This window comes from Fructilactobacillus sanfranciscensis DSM 20451 (assembly GCF_001436035.1).
Lineage (GTDB): Bacteria > Bacillota > Bacilli > Lactobacillales > Lactobacillaceae > Fructilactobacillus > Fructilactobacillus sanfranciscensis.
The window spans coordinates 1-18,539 of sequence record NZ_AYYM01000022.1; the positions used below are offsets into that span (position 1 = coordinate 1).

Annotated in this window: 18 protein-coding genes and 1 other RNA gene; 14 read left to right on the forward strand and 5 right to left on the reverse strand. The window is 31.0% G+C overall.

What is annotated here, in order from left to right:
• Positions 1-121 precede the first annotated feature (121 nt).
• Positions 122-1,033, forward strand: a complete 912-nt coding sequence (locus FD36_RS05265) for a prenyltransferase (RefSeq protein WP_041817750.1) — start codon at positions 122-124, stop codon at positions 1,031-1,033.
• A gap of 38 nt (positions 1,034-1,071) precedes the next feature.
• Here FD36_RS05265 and FD36_RS05270 read toward each other — a convergent pair whose 3' ends face one another.
• Positions 1,072-3,378 carry a transglycosylase domain-containing protein gene (locus tag FD36_RS05270; protein ID WP_056958552.1) on the reverse strand — a complete coding sequence of 769 codons (2,307 nt, stop codon included), beginning with the start codon at positions 3,376-3,378 and terminating at the stop codon, positions 1,072-1,074.
• A gap of 11 nt (positions 3,379-3,389) precedes the next feature.
• Positions 3,390-3,992 (reverse strand): Holliday junction resolvase RecU, encoded by a 603-nt coding sequence (gene recU, locus FD36_RS05275; RefSeq protein ID WP_056958554.1) that lies wholly within the window; start codon positions 3,990-3,992, stop codon positions 3,390-3,392.
• 125 nt (positions 3,993-4,117) lie between these two features.
• Between recU and FD36_RS05280 the strand changes: the two genes are divergently transcribed.
• The 5 genes from FD36_RS05280 (at position 4,118) to FD36_RS05295 (ending at position 7,879) form a co-directional block, all read left to right on the forward strand.
• Positions 4,118-4,687 (forward strand): SLOG family protein, encoded by a 570-nt coding sequence (locus tag FD36_RS05280; RefSeq protein WP_056958556.1) that lies wholly within the window; start codon positions 4,118-4,120, stop codon positions 4,685-4,687.
• Positions 4,688-4,751: 64 nt separating this feature from the next.
• Complete coding sequence (gene gpsB, locus FD36_RS05285; protein WP_041817756.1) at positions 4,752-5,144, forward strand: cell division regulator GpsB; 393 nt, start codon at positions 4,752-4,754, stop codon at positions 5,142-5,144.
• Positions 5,145-5,158: 14 nt separating this feature from the next.
• Positions 5,159-5,540: RNase P RNA component class B (gene rnpB, locus FD36_RS06540), an RNA gene on the forward strand.
• Positions 5,541-5,606: 66 nt separating this feature from the next.
• Positions 5,607-6,743, forward strand: a complete 1,137-nt coding sequence (locus FD36_RS05290) for a THUMP domain-containing class I SAM-dependent RNA methyltransferase (RefSeq protein ID WP_056958557.1) — start codon at positions 5,607-5,609, stop codon at positions 6,741-6,743.
• A gap of 26 nt (positions 6,744-6,769) precedes the next feature.
• Positions 6,770-7,879 (forward strand): NAD(P)/FAD-dependent oxidoreductase, encoded by a 1,110-nt coding sequence (locus FD36_RS05295; protein WP_056958559.1) that lies wholly within the window; start codon positions 6,770-6,772, stop codon positions 7,877-7,879.
• Here the strand turns inward: FD36_RS05295 and FD36_RS05300 are convergent.
• On the reverse strand, positions 7,872-8,276 hold the full coding sequence (locus FD36_RS05300) for a ribonuclease HI family protein (protein WP_014081994.1): 405 nt from the start codon (positions 8,274-8,276) through the stop codon (positions 7,872-7,874). The two genes, FD36_RS05295 and FD36_RS05300, sit on opposite strands and share 8 nt — an antisense overlap.
• A 30-nt stretch (positions 8,277-8,306) precedes the next feature.
• Here FD36_RS05300 and FD36_RS05305 point away from each other — a divergent pair, with 30 nt between their 5' ends.
• Genes FD36_RS05305 through FD36_RS05330 form a run of 6 tightly spaced genes read left to right on the forward strand, consistent with a single transcriptional unit; the run spans position 8,307 to position 14,257 of the window.
• The gene (locus FD36_RS05305) at positions 8,307-8,699 is read left to right on the forward strand and encodes an EbsA family protein (protein ID WP_056958561.1); all 393 of its coding nucleotides are present in this window, start codon (positions 8,307-8,309) and stop codon (positions 8,697-8,699) included.
• A gap of 1 nt (position 8,700) precedes the next feature.
• Positions 8,701-9,156: a signal peptidase II gene (gene lspA, locus FD36_RS05310; RefSeq protein ID WP_014081996.1), complete on the forward strand. Its 456-nt coding sequence runs from the start codon at positions 8,701-8,703 to the stop codon at positions 9,154-9,156.
• Positions 9,157-9,159: 3 nt separating this feature from the next.
• Entirely contained in the window at positions 9,160-10,080 is a 921-nt protein-coding gene (locus FD36_RS05315) for an RluA family pseudouridine synthase (protein WP_056958563.1), read from the forward strand.
• Positions 10,081-10,085: 5 nt separating this feature from the next.
• Entirely contained in the window at positions 10,086-10,619 is a 534-nt protein-coding gene (gene pyrR / locus FD36_RS05320) for a bifunctional pyr operon transcriptional regulator/uracil phosphoribosyltransferase PyrR (protein ID WP_041817758.1), read from the forward strand.
• A 31-nt stretch (positions 10,620-10,650) separates the two neighbouring features.
• A complete protein-coding gene (locus tag FD36_RS05325; RefSeq protein WP_056958565.1) occupies positions 10,651-11,736 on the forward strand; it encodes a carbamoyl phosphate synthase small subunit in 1,086 nt (361 codons plus the stop codon).
• Positions 11,729-14,257, forward strand: a complete 2,529-nt coding sequence (locus FD36_RS05330; RefSeq protein ID WP_225361980.1) for a carbamoyl phosphate synthase preATP-grasp domain-containing protein — start codon at positions 11,729-11,731, stop codon at positions 14,255-14,257. The genes FD36_RS05325 and FD36_RS05330 overlap by 8 nt, the downstream gene beginning before the upstream one ends.
• Positions 14,258-14,285: 28 nt before the next feature.
• Here the strand turns inward: FD36_RS05330 and FD36_RS05335 are convergent, their stop codons facing one another.
• Positions 14,286-15,995 carry an Rqc2 family fibronectin-binding protein gene (locus FD36_RS05335; protein ID WP_056958567.1) on the reverse strand — a complete coding sequence of 570 codons (1,710 nt, stop codon included), beginning with the start codon at positions 15,993-15,995 and terminating at the stop codon, positions 14,286-14,288.
• A 126-nt stretch (positions 15,996-16,121) separates the two neighbouring features.
• On the opposite strand from FD36_RS05335, the gene FD36_RS05340 reads away from it, so the two are divergent.
• A complete protein-coding gene (locus FD36_RS05340; protein ID WP_056958569.1) occupies positions 16,122-16,541 on the forward strand; it encodes a MarR family winged helix-turn-helix transcriptional regulator in 420 nt (139 codons plus the stop codon).
• Between the two features lie 16 nt (positions 16,542-16,557).
• Positions 16,558-17,433 carry a DegV family protein gene (locus tag FD36_RS05345; protein ID WP_056958571.1) on the forward strand — a complete coding sequence of 292 codons (876 nt, stop codon included), beginning with the start codon at positions 16,558-16,560 and terminating at the stop codon, positions 17,431-17,433.
• Positions 17,434-17,599: 166 nt separating this feature from the next.
• Here FD36_RS05345 and FD36_RS05350 read toward each other — a convergent pair whose 3' ends face one another.
• Entirely contained in the window at positions 17,600-18,364 is a 765-nt protein-coding gene (locus FD36_RS05350) for a Dyp-type peroxidase (RefSeq protein ID WP_191995810.1), read from the reverse strand.
• Positions 18,365-18,539 lie beyond the last annotated feature (175 nt).

The window sequence follows — 18,539 nt, forward strand, 5'->3', positions numbered from 1 at the left end:
TAGCTGTCTAACTAAATTTGTACCATTTATTGACATAGGAACATATTGACATAGGAGCATATTGACATAGGAGCAATCCTTAATTGTAGTAAAATAAGAATATTAAAGGGGAGGAATAAAATTGCAAAAATTACAAAAGGTTTTAAAAATGGTTAGATTTAATAGCTTAATTGCTACAATTTTGCCATTTGTTTTAGGAATTTCATTCACACTGTATTATTTCAATGCCATTAATATTTTAAATACAATTGTATTTTTATTAATTTGTTGTTTAATGCAAATGATTGTTAATTTACGTGATAGCATTAAAGACTATGATAATTCGAAAAACTTTGCGGTTGAACAAAATCAAGATGAGGTTTTTGCGAAAATTGGTCATGATAAAGATTTAAAGCAATTTAAACTACTATGTTATGCAATGATTCTAGCAGGGGTAATTTTAGCACTATATTTGGTTTACTTAACTAATTTTATAATTTTAGCATTAGGATTAGTTAGTACCTTAATTGGTTACCTATATACTGGTGGAAAATATCCGATTGAAAATGGACCATTAGGGGAACTATTTTCTGGCTTAACCATGGGTTATATCATCACACTTGCTTGCGTGTTAGTTAATATTCCTATTTCTGATTATTCGTGGAACTTAGTTTGGAAATTAATCTTTGTTTCTGGAATTGCAATTTTTGCCATTGCTAATATTATGTTAGCTAATAACACTTGCGATTATGATGCTGATATTAAAGTTAACCGTCATACTTTTGTTAGCTACGTGGGCAAGCAAGGAGCACTAAAAGTATATGCTACTTACTATGTTCTTGGTTACTTGTTATTGTTAGCTGCAATCATTTTACGTTACTTACCAATTGAAATGCTAGTCGTATTTTTAACCATTCCAGTAATTATGAAAAATACTAAAAAGTTTTTTGCAGTTCAAGTTAAAAAGGAAACATTTATTTTAACAATTAAAAATGATGTTACTTTATTAGTTAGTTCGCTAATTGGATTGTTCATTTATTTGATTTTAAAATAACAATAAAAAAAGGGTCGCTTTTAAAAGCGACCCTTTTTTTAATGACTACTATTTGTATTATCTGAAGCAGTAGTTGGTTTATTATCCGGTTGTGTTTGAGTATTACTAGTGTTGTTGCTATCAGCGTTATTATTTGTTGTATTTTGAGGATTATTATTCGATTGATTATTATTACTATTATTTGGGGTCTGTTCTGTAGGCGCATTAGTCCCATTATTAGTATGATTATTATTCGAATCATTCCCATTATTTTGCTGATTATTTTGATTTTGACTATTGTTGGTTACTGATTGATTATTATTTACTTGTTGATTTTGAGTCCCAGAAGTTGATGAAGAAGGTTTACTATTCTGATTTTCACCATGTCCAGCAATATAATATTGATCATGACCATCTTTATATGTCTTAACAACATCACTAGGCTTTGACCAATCAGTATTTGGTAAACCTTCAGAAGCAGTTGACATAACAGCTTTATAGTAGTTCTGGGCAATAGTATATTGTCTTCCAGTAATTTCATGTCCTTCTTGGAATGGTTGATCATAACCAGTCCAAACTGACATTGAATAGTGTTTGGTATAACCTGTAAACCACGCATCCATATCTGAGTTATATGGAACTTTACTAATCCATTCTGAAGGGTATTGAGTTTGACCAGATTTACCAGCTTGATTCAAGCCAGAAATTCTAGCACTTGTCGCACTTCCATCGCTATTGTTAATAACACCTTTAAGCATCTGCGTCATGATGAAAGCTGTGGAAGCTGACATTGCTTGATTACTCTTAGTACTAAAGTTTTCAATATCACCCGTTGGAGTAACAACTTTATCTATTGTATAAGGCTTATAGTAAGTACCACCGTTAGAAAAAGCTGAGAAAGCAGCTGCTTCTTGTTCAGTTGAAACATAAGCTCCTAAACCATTTTGAAGAGTTAGTGGCTTCTTAAAAGTCATTCCTAATCCACTTAAGAAATCAGTGGCACGACCAATACCAACAGCACTTAAAGTACGTAAAGCAGGAACATTCCTTGATTCAACCAATGCTTTTTGCATAGTCATATTTCCATCAAACTTATTGTCAAAATTTTCGACTTTAATATTTGTACCAGGATATGTGTAAGGGGTATCTTTAACCGTTTCGTAAGTGGGGTAGTTTAAATATTCAACGGCAGGTCCATAATCCATTAAAGGTTTAATGGTTGAACCACTAGATCGAGCCGTTTGAACTGCTCGATTCAATCCGAATAAGGTATTTTGTTTTCTTCCACCAAGCATTGCAACAACTTTACCATTATTAGGATCAACTACAGTTGCACCAATTTGAAAATCATTATTTGGAAATCCAAGACCGTTATCACTATCATTAGCTAATTTGTACATGTGCTTTTGCATATCCATATCAAGGTTCGTATAAACTTTGTTTCCCGCATCTAGCTTATATCCTTTTTGTTGTAGTTCCTGGATTACTTGACTAATATATCCATCCGCATACTTTTCATTTGCTTGAGTAGGATTACTTTCAGCACGTTTCTTATTAATTCCTTTTTCAATATCTTCTTTTTTAGCTGACTCCGCTTGCGCTTTTGAAATTGCTTTATTTTTAACCATCGCATCCAATACTTGATTACGACGATCTCTAGCGTATTCAGGATTGGTAACTGGATTATAAGAAACAGGCGCTTGTGGTAATCCAGCTAATAAAGCGGTTTGTGATAAATCTAATTCGCTTAACGGTTTATTAAACATTACATCTGAAGCAGTTTGCATCCCATAAGAGTTGTTACCCATATAAACCTTATTGATATAAAACTCTAAAATTTGTTGTTTGCTATAGTTACGGTCTACTTGGATTGCTAACCAAGCTTCTTGGGCTTTTCGCTTTAAGGTTTGATCAGAAGATTTAGTAGAAAAAACTGATAATTTTACTAATTGTTGAGTTAAAGTACTTCCACCTTGTAATCCGCCCCCACCAAAAATATCGCTAACAGCAGCTTCCATAATTCGAATTGGATCAATTCCTTTATCCGTGTAGAAGTGACGATCCTCAACTGAAATAATGGCATTTTTTAAATTTTCTGGTATATCTCGGGATTTAACATAGTCTCTATTTTGCATACCTAAACGAGAAATAACTCTTCCATCTTTATCATAAATAGTAGTTGAATTATCACTAGACAATGTACTATATGAAATGTGGGGGGAGGTAGCAGCGTAATAAGTAAACATTCCACAACCCATTAAAAATAGGACAAAGATAAAGAAAATAATCCATAAAACAATATGTCCAATTGGTCCCATATGTCGCTTATTTTTTTTAATTCGCGAATATATTTCATCTGAGCTCATATTTTTCTCCTTTAATTTAAACTATCAATAATTTTTTTCACCGCATCTAAATATGGTAGAACGGGATTGATTTGATAATTAATTTTATATCCTAAATTTTCAAATTCCTTTTTAGAAATTGATTTTCTACCATCATTTTTCATTCGATTCCAAAAAGTAAATAAATTATCACTGTTTAAAACAAAAATTTCATTTAACCTTACGAATTTAACTAAGGCAAAACAAATCCCACCTTGTTCAACACATTTTTTCATATGAACAATTTGATGTTCATGAAAATTACTTAAGGGAAGGGAGGTCTTGTTCATCGTTTCTTTAGCATCAAAGTCAATGTATTTTCCCATATAAATTCCATTATAATCTGTAGTAGAAGCTTGCTTAAAATAAGCTTCTTTGATTACTGCAGCACTTCGTCTAGGATAATCAACTTTAACAATTTGGATGGGGGTCGGCTTTTTATGAATGACAGCAATATCTTTCATTAAATAATAGCTGTTACTGTCATTAATTTCTTGTTCTAATGTCATTCCACGGTCACCATAGTTAATGGGACGATCTTTGTTACTTCGATTAGAAGATATATAATTACTTCCATTAGGATACTTAATTGTCAAAAATCCAACTCCTTTAGAAGGTTTAACGTAATACAATAAGTATAATTCATTACGAATGATAAATGTAATACAATTATATCAATATCATAAAATTATTGAAAATTTAAATGTTTATAGGAGTTAAGATGACTCGAACTTGGATAACTGGATATCGAAATTATGAAATTGGAGTTTTTAATAATAACGATACAAAATTAAAAGTAATTAAACGAGCTTTAAAAAATGAAATAACTAATTTAATTGAAAATGGATGTGACTGGCTTATTACTGGTGGTCAGCTCGGGACTGAACAATGGGTAATTGAAATTGTTCACGAATTAAAAAAAGAGTACCCTGACCAATTCCAGTTAGCAGTAATCGTTCCCTTTAGAAATTTTGGTAAAAATTGGAATGAAACAAATTATGGAAGATATCAGCAATTAATTAGCTCTGCTGATTTCTTTGCATCAACTAGCCAAAGAGATTACGAATCACCTCAACAATTGAAAAATTATCAATATTTTATGTTAACTCATACAGATAAAGCACTATTTTTATATGATACAGAAAATGAAGGTAAACCAATTTTTGACTATAAAGCAGCTTTAAAATATCAAAATAAAAATAATTATCCAATCCAATTAATTGAAATGGATGATTTGCAGGACGTAGCTGCCGAAATGGCAGAAGAAAATAAATCAAATCACGACATTTAATTTTTTTGAATTATTGAATTATTGTGTTATAATGTTATAGTTAAGAAAAAAGAGGTGCATTGAAATGGAGAATATTAACTTCACACCAAAAGATATTCTACAAAAAGAATTCAAACAAAAAATGAGAGGTTATGATCCAACAGATGTTGATTCATTCCTCGACGATATTATTAAAGATTATGAAAGTTTTCAAAAAAACATTTCTGAAAAAGATCAACAAATTGACCAATTAAATTCAGAAAATCGTCAACTAAAATCTAAAACAATCGAGCTTAATAATCGATTGTTTGAAATGCCTAGAACGACGATTGATCCAGAAACAAGTGTAGATACACGTGTTACGCGCCAAGATAAACCTGTTCAGGAAAATCAAGAAAGTAATGTTTCAAACATGGACATTCTTAAACGATTATCAAATCTTGAACGTAAAGTTTTTGGCGAAAACTTAAATAATTAGGTATAATTGGTACATGCTCTGAGTAATCGCGGTTAGCTATATGCTGGCTGAGGAAAGTCCACTCTCGCACAGGCTGTGATGCCTGTAGTGTTCGTGCTCGGTGAAAAAATAAGCCGAGGGATTGTTTTTAACAATTACGGCGAAGGAAATAGCTAAGTACTTCGGTATATGCTACAGTACTTCCCAAGGTGCTATAGAGACGATTAATTCAAGAAATTGGATTACTGGAACGCAGTAAACCCCGCGAGCGGGAAACCCAAACTTTGGTAGGGGAGCTTTACACACGGAAACAGAACCAAGTGTAGGGCAGAAATCTTTTTGATTTCTGAGATAGATGATTACTACTCAATTGTTTTTCCTGATAATTCAATTGAGCACAAAACATGGCTTACAGGAGCATGTACCAATCAGGAAGAGTGGGTTTTCCCACTCTTTTTTTATATAATCAGAAAGGCAATATTTATGAAAAAATTTAAATTAATGGTAACTTGTGCGGCTGGAATTGAATCTTTGACTGCAAAGGAGCTTCGTGACCTTGGTTATGAAGTTGAAGTTCAAAATGGAATGGTCCTTTTCGATGGAACAATTGAGGATATTATTAAAGCAAATATTTGGTTAAGAACTGCTGATCGAGTAAAAATCATCGTAGGATCATTTGAAGCAAAAACTTTTGATCAACTATTTGAAAAAACGAAGGCTCTTTCATGGGAAAGTTTAATTCCGATGGATGGAAAATTTCCCGTTGAAGGACGTTCACAAAAATCAGATTTACATAGTGTTCCAGACGTTCAGGCAATTACTAAAAAAGCAATTGCTACTAAATTAGGTGATTTTTATCATCGTCGGACTCGTTTACCAGAAACGGGCGGATTATATCCACTAGAAGTACGAGTTAATAAAAATATGGTTTACGACTTACTTGATACAACTGGTCCAAGTTTGTTTAAACGTGGTTATCGAGTTGCTAAAGGTGATGCACCCCTTAAAGAAAATATGGCAGCAGCTTTAATCTTATTATCAAATTGGCACCCCAAAACCATGCCATTTCTTGATCCAATGTGTGGATCAGGTACAATTGCAATCGAAGCTGCTATGATTGCTAGAAATATTGCTCCTGGTATTCAAAGAGAATTTGTCTTTGACAATTGGGACTGGGTTCCTAAAGAAACAATTCGGAAAGTAAAAGAAGAAGCTGATGCACAAGCAGATTACGATTCTGAATTTGATATCTCAGCCAGTGATGTAAACGGTGAAATGATTAATTATGCTAAAGTTAATGCTCAAGAGATTGGACTACTTCATGATATTAGTTTTAAACAATTAGCAGTGCAAGACTTTAAAACAGATAAACAAGATGGAGTGGTAATTACTAATCCACCTTATGGACAACGATTAGGAGACTTAGAAGAAGCCGAAAGATTGTATCATGATTTAGGAGAAGTATTTATTCCAATGACTACTTGGTCAAAATATTATTTAACAAGTGATTTAAATTTTGAAAAATTTTATGGAAAAAAAGCTACAAAACGCCGAAAATTATATAACGGTCGCATTAGAACCGATTATTTCCAATATTGGGCAGAAAAAAAGCGTTCTTAAGTTAAAACTAATAGAAGGTGGATTTAATGGTACAAAAGATTGCAATAATTGGTGGGGGAATTGTTGGTTCAACTGCTGCTTATTATTTAAGCCAAGGTGAATATGCAAATTTTGAAGTTTCCATGTTTGATGAAGGAATTGGACAAGCAACCAAAGCAGCTGCAGGAATTATTTCTCCGTGGCTATCAAAACGTCGAAACAAAAAATGGTTTCGACTGGCGTCAGATGGCGCTGAACTTGTAGCAAAAATAGCACAAGAAACAAAAATGAATGATGACGCGTACGCTAACAATGGAACTATCATAACGCGTAAAAATAAAGAATCTTTGGATGAATTATATAAAATTGCTTTGGAAAGAGAAAAAAACAATCCTCAAATGGGGAGCGTTCAATATATTTCTAAAGATGAAATCAAAAATTTAATTCCAATTATTAAAAATTCTCCTTATGATGGATTATTTGTACCTGGTGGAAGTAGAATTGATGGAAATCTGTATTGTCAACATCTTTTAAATATTGCAATGAAACGTAATCTAAGCATTTATAAAGGCAAGGTTAAATTAATTAATGACAACCAGATTCTTTACAAGGGTAAAATATTTACTTTCGATAAAATCATTCTTGCTACTGGTGCCTGGTCAAAGGAAATATTAGCAAATTTAAAAATCAACTTAAATTTGCGACCACAAAAAGGCCAACTAATCGAACTACGAATTGCTAATAACGAATTTATTAATAAAATGCCAGTAATGATGCCTGAATCCGAATACGATTTTATTCCAGTTGGAAGAGAAAAATTAATTATTGGAGCTACACATGATAATGATCAAGGATTTGACTTAAAACATGAAAAGTCTGTAGATATAGCACTTGTAAAAACTGCTAATAATTTAATTAATAATGTCAAAGCTAACGATATTATTCTTTCAAAAGTCGGCACAAGAGCATATACTGATGACTTTAGTCCATTTTTAGGAATGATTCCAGGACACCCTTCATTATTCATTGGAACTGGACTTGGTTCTTCTGGATTGACCACAGGTCCAATAGTATCCAAACTTATAGTTGATCTAATTAAAAACAAAAAAATTGACCTTAATCAATATCAAAAGCCAATTTCAACTTATATTAATTAAGATCATGAAGTGCTTGATTCGCTAAATTATGTGCACCATGGTTTTTATTATCGGGAATCCAATTATTAAACACTAAGTTATATTCAGATTCCAATTCTAGAATCTGATTTACATAATTTTGATAATGCTTAGCATAACGCTTATTCAAACTATCAACTAAAATTTTACTATCAGAGAAAAAAGTCAATGTCACTTTATTATAATCTCTTTTACTAAGTTTTGATTTAAAAAAATTGAGTGACTCGATGCATGCCTTAAATTCAGCTTCATGATTATCGGTCGCTTTTCCATTAAATCTAGCTTGTATCTGGTTATGATTATCAACTAGCAAAACACCGATTCCAATAATATCTGAACTAGGGGATTTTGCTGCATCAGAATATAGTTTATAATACATTTGAATTCTCCATTTCGAAGGGATGTTTTTATGATAACTCAAAAACGAAAATTTTTATATCAACCTCAACTATTAAATAGTTGTATTTGTTGGAGTTGGACTTTAATTGTTTTATTAATTGGTATTATAGTTTGGTTAGAAATAACTACATTTCAAACAACTACTTTATTAATTTTTATTGTTTTTGCATTTTTAACTTGGATTCAAGTTTATTTTCGTAAATTATTTATTACAAAAAAGGAAATAAAAATTTGTAGTGTTTTTCATCCTTTTGGAAAGACGTTTTACCTTAAATCAATTTCCGATTTTAATTCAAAAAGAAATTCAATTTCTTTTAACATAGGTGGGAAACAGTATAAATTTTTAGTTCCTTCAAATTCCGCAATTGAATTGTCAGAAATACTAAATAAATCAGAGGATTAAATTGAATTCAAAAAAATATCATGTTTTACTTTTATTTATTACAATTATTTTATTAATCTTTGATCAATTGATAAAATTTCAAACAAGAGTAAACATTAAATTAGGTCAAGAAATAAAAATAATACCCAAAATATTATCATTTACATACTTACAAAATACTGGAGCCGCATGGAGCTTTATGGAAGGAAATTCAATTTTCTTTTTATTAGTTGCCATATTTGCAATCCTTGTTTTTATTTATTTATTGTACAAGTGTCGTAATGAATACTTTATATCTTTAGGAATAGCATTAATGCTTACAGGAACAGTTGGAAATCTAATTGACAGAATCAAGTTTGGTTTTGTAACAGATATGATTAAAATTGATTTTATTAACTTTCCAATTTTTAATATTGCTGATATGTGTTTAACTTTTGGAGTAATTATTTTATTATTTTCGCTGTTAAAAGAGGAGTAGGGATTGAAAGAATTAAACTATCAAGTAATGATTCAAGGTCCAAGATTAGATAAGTCGATATCTGAAACAATTTCAGATATTAGCCGTTCTCATGCTAATGAATTAATCAAACAAAATTTTGTTAAAGTTAATGGTGAATCTCAAAAGGCTAAATATAAAGTAAAAAAAGGTGATGAGATTACCGTTGAGGTTCCTGCGCCTCAAAAATTAGATTTAGAACCAGAAAACATTAAACTTGATATTATATATGAGGATAAAGACGTTCTTGTAGTTAACAAACCTCAAGGAATGGTCGTTCATCCTGCACCTGGACATCCCAATCATACTTTGGTAAATGCATTGTTGTATCATACAAATTTGCCTAATATAAATGGAACATTTCGTCCTGGCATTGTACATCGAATTGATAAAGATACTTCTGGTCTGCTTATGGTGGCAAAATCTGAAGTCGCTTTAAAATCTTTATCACAACAATTAAAAAATAAAACTAGTCGTCGCAAATACATCGCATTGGTTCATGGATCAATTAAAGAAGATACAGGAACAATTGATGCACCACTTGGTCGTTCACCTAAAGATCGAAAAAAACAAGCAATTGTTAGTGATGGTAGAAATGCTGTAACTCATTTTAAAGTACTAGAAAGATTTGGTAATGATTATACGTTAATTCAATGCCAGCTAGAAACTGGAAGAACGCATCAAATTAGAGTTCATATGAAGTATATTAATCATCCTTTAGTTGGTGATCCACTTTATGGTCCAAGGAAAACAATTAAAGGAAAGGGTCAGTTTCTTCATGCTGCTGAACTAGGTTTTAAACATCCAACAACAGGTGAAGAAGTAAAATTTGAGACTCCATTACCAGAAATATTTAAAAAAACGCTTAATAATTTAAGAGATCAATACCATACAAAAGAGGTTTAATAATTATGCAAAATGAAAAAGTAGTTCTAAACGGCATGGCTATGCAACGAGCCTTAAACCGTATTACCTATGAAATTATTGAAAAGAATAAGGGTGTAGAAAACTTAGTTTTGATTGGTATCAAAACTAGAGGGGTTTTTCTTGCAAACCGAATTGCTAATCGTTTAAAAAAATTAGAAGATACAGATATTCCAGTAATTGAATTAAATATTACAAAATATCGTGATGACAAAAAAGCTAGTGTGAATTCAAGTGAACAAGTAGCTGAAAACGTAGTTAATATTGATAATAAAAATGTAGTTTTAGTTGATGATGTTCTTTTTACTGGTCGAACTGTTAGAGCTGCTTTAGGTGCTATTAATGAAATTGGTCGTCCAAAAAGAATCAGTTTAGCTGTCCTTGTTGATCGCGGACATCGTGAAATTCCAATTAGAGCTGACTTTGTTGGTAAAAATTTACCAAGTTCAAAAGATGAAAAAATTAATGTCTTAGTTTCTGAAATTGATGATCGTGATGGAGTTGAAATTACAAAAGAATAATTAACAAATTGATTATAAGGTGGTGATTGTGTTGGGAAAAAGATATCTAATTCTTGATGATGGTAGCTCATTTGCGGGGGAAGCCTTTGGTGACCTTTCTAATGCTACTGGTGAATTAGTTGTAAATACCAATTTGAGCAATTATCAAGAAGCATTAACTGATCCTTCGTACCATAATCAGATTATAACTTTTGTACAGCCATCCATCGGTAATATTGGTATTAATCCCAAAAGTTATGAATCAATTATGACTTCAGCAAAGGGAATTGTGGTAAATGAAGCCGAAAATATTTCTTTTTCACACTTAAAAAACATGTCTTTAGATTCCTTTTTAAAGGAGCGCCATATCCCAGGAATTTGTAATATTGATACACGACAAATTCAGAAATATGTTCGTAAATATCAGATAAAAAAAGCTAGTATTGTAAATAGCAATGATGAACATGCATTTGATCAGTTACAAGCTGCTGTATTAAGTAATCAACAAATTCGATCAGTAGCAACGTCTAAACCATATCTAGTTCCCGGAACAGGAATAACAGTAGTAGTTGTTGATTTAGGGCTAAGAGAAAGTATTATAAGACAGTTATCAAAATTAAATTGTAATATTATTGTAGTTCCTTGGAATATCAATTTTGCCGACATTAAGAATTTAGATCCCGGCGGAATTGTTATTTCATCTGGACCTGGTTCGCCTGATGAAATTGACCCAATTGTTATTAAAAATATTCTAGCAATTCAAAAAGAATTACCATTATTGGGAATTGGATTAGGTCACGAGCTAATTTCAATTGCTAATGGTGCAAAAGTAAGTCGTATGAATTTTGGTACACATGGAAGCAGTCATCCAGTTCTAAAAATAATTACGAATGAAATTGTATATCCTAATCAGGCAACGGATTATGCTGTTAATCCTGAAACAATTGATTCTTCTAAATTAATTATTACTTATGTAGATTTAATAAATGGAACAATCCAAGGAATTAGAAGTCGTGATTATCCTACTTTTTCTGTTCAATTTTTTCCTGAAAGAATTAATGACTTAGATGACACTCTTGATATATTTGATGAATTTATTGAAAGTATTGAAGCACATAGGAGGTCAATTAATGAATGATATTAAAAACATTCTAATAATTGGCGGTGGTTCTTCAAATATTGGTCATGAAGGCGAACAAGATGCAGCTGCATTCCAAGCTATGTTATCTTGGTCAAGGATTGGAATTAAAACACTATTAATTGATGATAATCCATACTCAATTATGTTTTCTGAAATTCCTAAAAATAATTTATTTATTAAAAAAATAACTTTAGAAAATGTTGAGGCAATTATTCAGTCTGAAAATATTGATGCTATCACCCCAATTTATGGTCAAAAAAATGCTCTTAGAATTATTAAAAATTTAAATAAAAAGGGCGTTCTACATGACCATAATATTAAAATTATTGGATTAAATGCAGACAATATTAATCTTTTTGGTGGTATAAAAAATAATACCGAAAAAATGGCTAAAAATTCATTATTAGCTGGTCGATTACTAGAGAATGATATTCCAATTTTAAAAACTAATGTTGTTTCAAACTTTGATGAATTGAGAAATAGTATTAATGAAATGGTTTTTCCAATTGCTGCTAAAGCAATTAAAGCTAGCAAATATGGTAGACGTCATATTTTTCAAAATATTGAACAACTTAATAACGATATTTATGATTTATTTCAACAATCTAAAGATAACAAAGTTGCATTGGAACGAGAAGTAAGTGGCTATAAAGAAATTGGAATCGTAGCAATTAGAGATATTGACGGTACTAAAATGGTCATTTCTTCACTAGAGGATATGAATGCTGTTGGTTTAAATTCAACAGATTCAGTCGTATTCGCGCCTGCTCAAACTTTAAACGATGCTCAACTACATATTATCAGAGCAATTTCATTTAGAACCATGGACTGTCTTGGAATTAAGGGAGTTTGTCATATACAATTTGCTTTAAATTCAAATAATAATGAATGCTTTGTTATTAAAGTAAATCCATTTTTTAACTCACAAACAGCAATTGCAGAAAAAGCTACTGGTTATCCATTAGCTAGGGTAGTTGCATCAATTTTATTAAACGTACCTATTTCAGATATTAAACTACCACCAAGATTTCACAAACTAACTTCAATTTTGCAACCAATTAGTGATCACGTAACTGTTAAAATGCCTGTTTGGCCATTCGATTATCTTCCTAATGCAATTAATAAATTAGGCTCTAAAGCAAAATCAACAGGTTCATCAATTGGAATTGGCAGAAATGTTGAAGGCGCATTTATGAATGCTCTTCGTAGTTCACAACCAAGTCCTAAAGATGTCTTACCTAGTTACAGTGATTTAACAGAAGATGAGCTTATTAATGAATTGATTCATCCTACCGACATTCAGATTTTAATTCTTTTTGAAGCAGTAAATCGTGGATATTCAACTAGTGATTTATCTGAATTAACTAAAATTGATGAATTTTTTTTTGTTATCATCAGTAATATTTTAAAACAAATTAAAAAAGTAAAGAATAATCCTTTAAATCCCAGCGTCCTTTTGAATGGAAGTAAATTTGGGTTTGGAGCAGGAATGTTTTGTCATTATTGGAATGCAACAAATTCAAAAATCAATCGAATTGCGATTGAAAATAATATCTACAAGACTTATAAAATGATTGAGCCAACTGGAGGAGAATTCGTCGAAAAAATTGACTCCTTTTATGGTAGTTTTGAGTATGAAAGTGATACTAGTCAATTAAGTAATCATAGTGCCTTGGTTATTGGTAAAGGACGTAATCATTTAGGACCAAATATTGCAGCAGATGTTTATACAGCAGAAATGTTAATTCATTTACATAAATTAGGGCTTAAAACCATTATTTTAAATAATAACCCTAATTCTGTAAGTTTAATTCCTTCTATTAGTGATAAACAATATATAGAACCTGTTCAACTTGGAGATATTTTAGATATTGTTAAACTTGAAAAGCCAGAATATATATTTGTTCCCGGAAATCGTCATTATTTGATTAGAGAGTTAAATAAATTAAGTAATACAAAGATTGTAGTGTTACCCCCAGATCAAAAAAAGGGTAGTTGGAAATCAAGTAAAGCAGATTTTTCTTTTGATTTTTTAGTATCAAAAGATAGTATAAATTTAATTACTAGTGTAGGATTTTCATCGCAAGATGGTAACTCTCACAAAAATATTGAAAAACAAACTGATTATTTTATTCCTTATAAAAACAAATCTTTAAATTTTAATCATCTTTTAGATAATGCAATTTTAGAAATCAAAAAACTTGAATTAACTGGATTAATTCAAGTTGTATTTAGTTTGAATGAAAAAGGACAAGCTACTGTGTCTGGAGTTTCACCTTTACGAATTACAGAAACGCTTTTCTTAAATTTAGCTACCCATATAAATTGGATTGCAATTTTAATGAAAATGTATACTGGTCACTTTAACATTGGCGAAGTAGAAAAACTAATATCGAATGTTAACTTTAATGATAAAATAATTGTCATGCAGACTAAATTCCCTTTTAACTCATTGGAAATTTCAAATGGAATAAAAAATCGTTCTTTGGAAATCGGTGCAGAAATTTTATATAAATAAAAGAGTCAGATCATTTGATCTGACTCTTTTATTTATTTTCTCGAAGTTGTTCTACGATTTCTTTAGATGGAGTTACAAAAACAGTCTTTTGTCCCGTATAATGAACTAAACCTGGTTTGCCACCATTTGGCTTCTTAACACGTTTAACAGGATCATAGTCAACAGGTACATTAGCAGAATCACGTGCTTTAGAGAAGTACGCAGCTAGTTCTGCAGCTTCAACAATTGTTTGTTCAGAAGGATAAAAATTTCTAATAATTACATGGGATCCATGAATCTTTTGAGCATGAAGCCAAATATCACGTTTATCGGCAGTTTTTAAAGTCAACTGATCATTTTGTAAGTTATTTTTACCGACTAGAATCGTAGTTCCGTCAGAAGAAATGAATTTTTCTGGTTTGCTTACCTTAATTCTAGTTTTCTTTTTAGCCTTAGAATGGTCACGAATATAACCACCAGATTTAAGTTCTGTTTTAATATCAAACAAATCTTCTGGGTTCGCAATTTGAATTTGAGCCTCAATATTTTCAAAATAATTAATTTCTTCAGTAGTCTTTTCAATTTGTTCATTAAGATATTTCAAAGAATTTTTCTTTTTTTGATATTGCTTAAAGTACCATTGTGCATTTGCTGAGGGGGAGAGCGAAGGTTTCAACTTGATTTCGATTTGATGATTATCATCGTAGAAATTATCTAGTTTAACAGTCTTATCTCCTGGCTTTACTTTATGAAGATAGGTCATTAAAACTTCACCTTTAATCCGATAATCATCTGAATGCTTATTCTCATCAAGAGAACGTTCCAATTTACGTAGTTTATTTCGATTCTTTTTTAATTCATTTTTGGTAACTTGAATTAATTGTGATCCTTGCTCACGAACTCGTTCACGTTTAACTTTAACTTGAAAATACTCATCAAGCATTTCACTTAATGTATCAAATTGCTTTAGTGATTTCTCAGTTGCAAATGGAAATGCTGAAAATACTAACTTTTCATTTTCATCAGTTGCAATGGTAGCTTTTGCATTATTAAATTTTTCAAAAAATGATTTAAACTTGCTTTCAATAGTAGATCCTGTAGCATGTAAGGCATCTGCTAAGGCTAGCGAGGTATCTTTACCAAGTCCTTGAAACATTTTTCTCAATTCAATAGACAACACATTAACATTGGGAAACGATTGCTCTAATGATTTAAGTTTGCTAAATTCAACTTCACCAAATGGATTAACACTATCTTGTTTGGGGGGATTAATATATTTTGAACCCGGTAAAAGGGTTCTATAACGATTTTTATCTGAGCCAATTCTTTTTACAGCATCAATTATGTTACTGTTTCTTGCTTCAACTAAAACAATATTACTGTGACGTGCCATAATTTCAATGACAATCACCAATTCTTCCATATCACCTAGTTCATTTCGAGAATTAAAGTGAAAATGAATGATTCGATCATTATCAACTTGATGAATTTTAGTTATAAAACTTCCTTGAATATGTTTTCGCAAAGTCATTACAAAATTACTAGGAACCTTTGGATTAACAAAGGGAACTTTTGTTGTTTGAACACGTGCATAAGAAGGATTAGCTGATAATAATACTTGATAATTTTTAGAATTTGATCTAACTGTTAATATAATTTCATTTAAATAAGGTTCGTTAATTTTTGTAACTCGACCATTTAGTAACTCACTTTTCAACTCTTTGGTCATAGAGTGGGTAAATGATCCATCAAATGACATATTATAACCTCTTTTTCTATTAGTACCTCTAGTATAAACTATCAAACCATTTTCTTGTAGTAAATTGTATTTACTCAATCTTGTATTACACAATTAATGCTATAATTAATTACGGAGGTTTTTCCTATGAAAAATAGTCTTACTGCTTTACGTGAAATTAGTAAATTACAACAACAACAATTACAAACTTTAACTAAAGGAAATAATTTAACAATCTCTGAATGGCAATTACTTTTATCAATTTCAAATGGATTTAATAAGCAAGAAACTCTCTCTAAAAAAATGGAACTGGATACATCAACCTTATCAAGACAGTTAAAAAGATTAGTTGAAAAGGAAATGGTTCATAAAAAAGCTATTGGAAAAGATAAGCGTCAACTAGTATATACAATTTCAGATTTAGGAAATAAAGCAATTGTTGATATTGGAAATAATTATACAAAAATTAAAGATCGAATTTTTGAACAATGGTCTGATGAAGAAAAAAACATGTTAAAAATTTTGTTAAACCGTTTGGAAAATAGTATGAAAAAAATTAATAAGTAAAAAGGGTGATTAGTAATTGAAAACAGCAATTTTAACTGATAGTTCAGCTTATTTGTCAACAGAAGACATCAAAAGATATAATATTCATGTTATTCCGATTTCAGTTGTTTTTGGTAATGAAAGTTATCGAGAAGGAATCGATATCGATAATGCAGAATTTTATCGTAAATTAAACGTTTCTAAAAAGCTTCCAACAACCTCTCAACCGCCGATTGGTGAATTAATTGAAATATATAATCAATTAGCTGATGAAGGATATGATACAGTTATTAGTATTCATCTTGCATCTACAATTTCAGGTTTATTAAGCCAAGTGGCCAATGTTGCAACGATGTTAGATAATATTCGTGTAATTCCTTTTGATTCAGAAATCACAGTTGCTCTTATGGGAGATTTAGTGAAATACGCTGCTGCATTAGCCAATATTGGAACAAATCCAGATGAAATTATAAAAAAACTTGAAGAACAACGTAGTACCATTAATGAATTAATGGTTGTTGATGATATTAATAATTTAGTAAAAGGTGGGCGATTATCCAACGCAACTGCTTTTATTGGTGGCTTATTGAACATCAAGCCAATTTTAACTTTTGATAATCAAACAGATGAGATTGTAGCATTTGATAAAGTTAGAACGATGAAACGTGCATTAAAACGTGTTGAATCAATTGTTACTGATGATCTTAAAAATATTGATTATAAAGTAAAGTTTTTTGTGATTGATGCTAATGATCGTAAAGCTGGAGATACATGGGTTAAAAGTATCCATGAAAAATTTCCAAACATTAAAATTGAACAAGGATATTTTGGACCATCAATCGGTGCTCATCTTGGAGAAAAAGCGTTAGCACTTGGATGGGAAAAAGATATTAATTTCGATGAAATTAAATAAAAAGTCATTCTTTAGTGAATGGCTTTTTTTAATAGGTGAATGATGAGATATTTAAATTCTTTTTCTAGTTTACATAATATATATTATACGAAGTAGCATTAAAATTAATAAATCAAGTTAAAAAGCAATTACGTATTACGAATTGACATATCTAACAATGTTTTAATTAATCTTCTGGATTTAATTCACCAGCAGCAATCGCATCTAGCATTGGTCTTGATGGTACAAAATATAAAGTTCCAGTCTTTAAAGTTGAAAAAGTTAATAAGAAATCACTCATATCAACCATTTGTTGCAACATTTCTTTAGTAACACTCCAATGTCTAGCATATCCCATGAAATAAGTACCGGTTTTATCACTTGCTGGATCAGAAAATGGTACATTCATACGGACAATTTTATTTTCATCACCAGTATTGGAAGCTAAATTATGAGCATTAGTATATTTATCTTCGTCTTCTAATTCTAGGTCAGAAAATTTTTCTCGCCCAACCGCTTTATCTTGGTATTCAACTGTCATTTTATTCCAAAAATCCATATCGTGAATCCATTTTTGGGTAAATAAATACGATCCGTTCACAAACTCAGGATCTTCATCACCAATAATTGCATATGGTGCTGCATCCTCAACTTGTGGAGCTTCTGTACCATCAATGAATCCGATGATTGCACGACCTTCAAGGTATCTAAACCCTTTTACTTCGTCTAAAACATTAGTAAAATCTTTTAAGAATTTGCGATATTGGGTAACAACTTCATATACAACTGCTTGGTTCTTTGCCCGAATATGCAAGAAAATATCACCGTCTGTAGCTGGCATACTATATTCAGGTCCAGTAACACCTGTAAAATCTTCTAATTCTTTTGGTTTATTAGCTTTAGGAAAAAGATAATTCCAAGCTTTGTTACTAAACCCAATTGCTACTCGCAAATCTGGATGTAAGCTGATTCCTGAGACAACTTTTAAGAGAGCGTATAATGAATAAATCGTCTCTCAAAAGGAAGGAATTTTTACATGCCAACTCGTTACGACAAAGAATTCAAACAAAAACATCATCAACCTATATAAACAAGGCGAATCAGCCGCCCAACTGGCCAGAGAATAT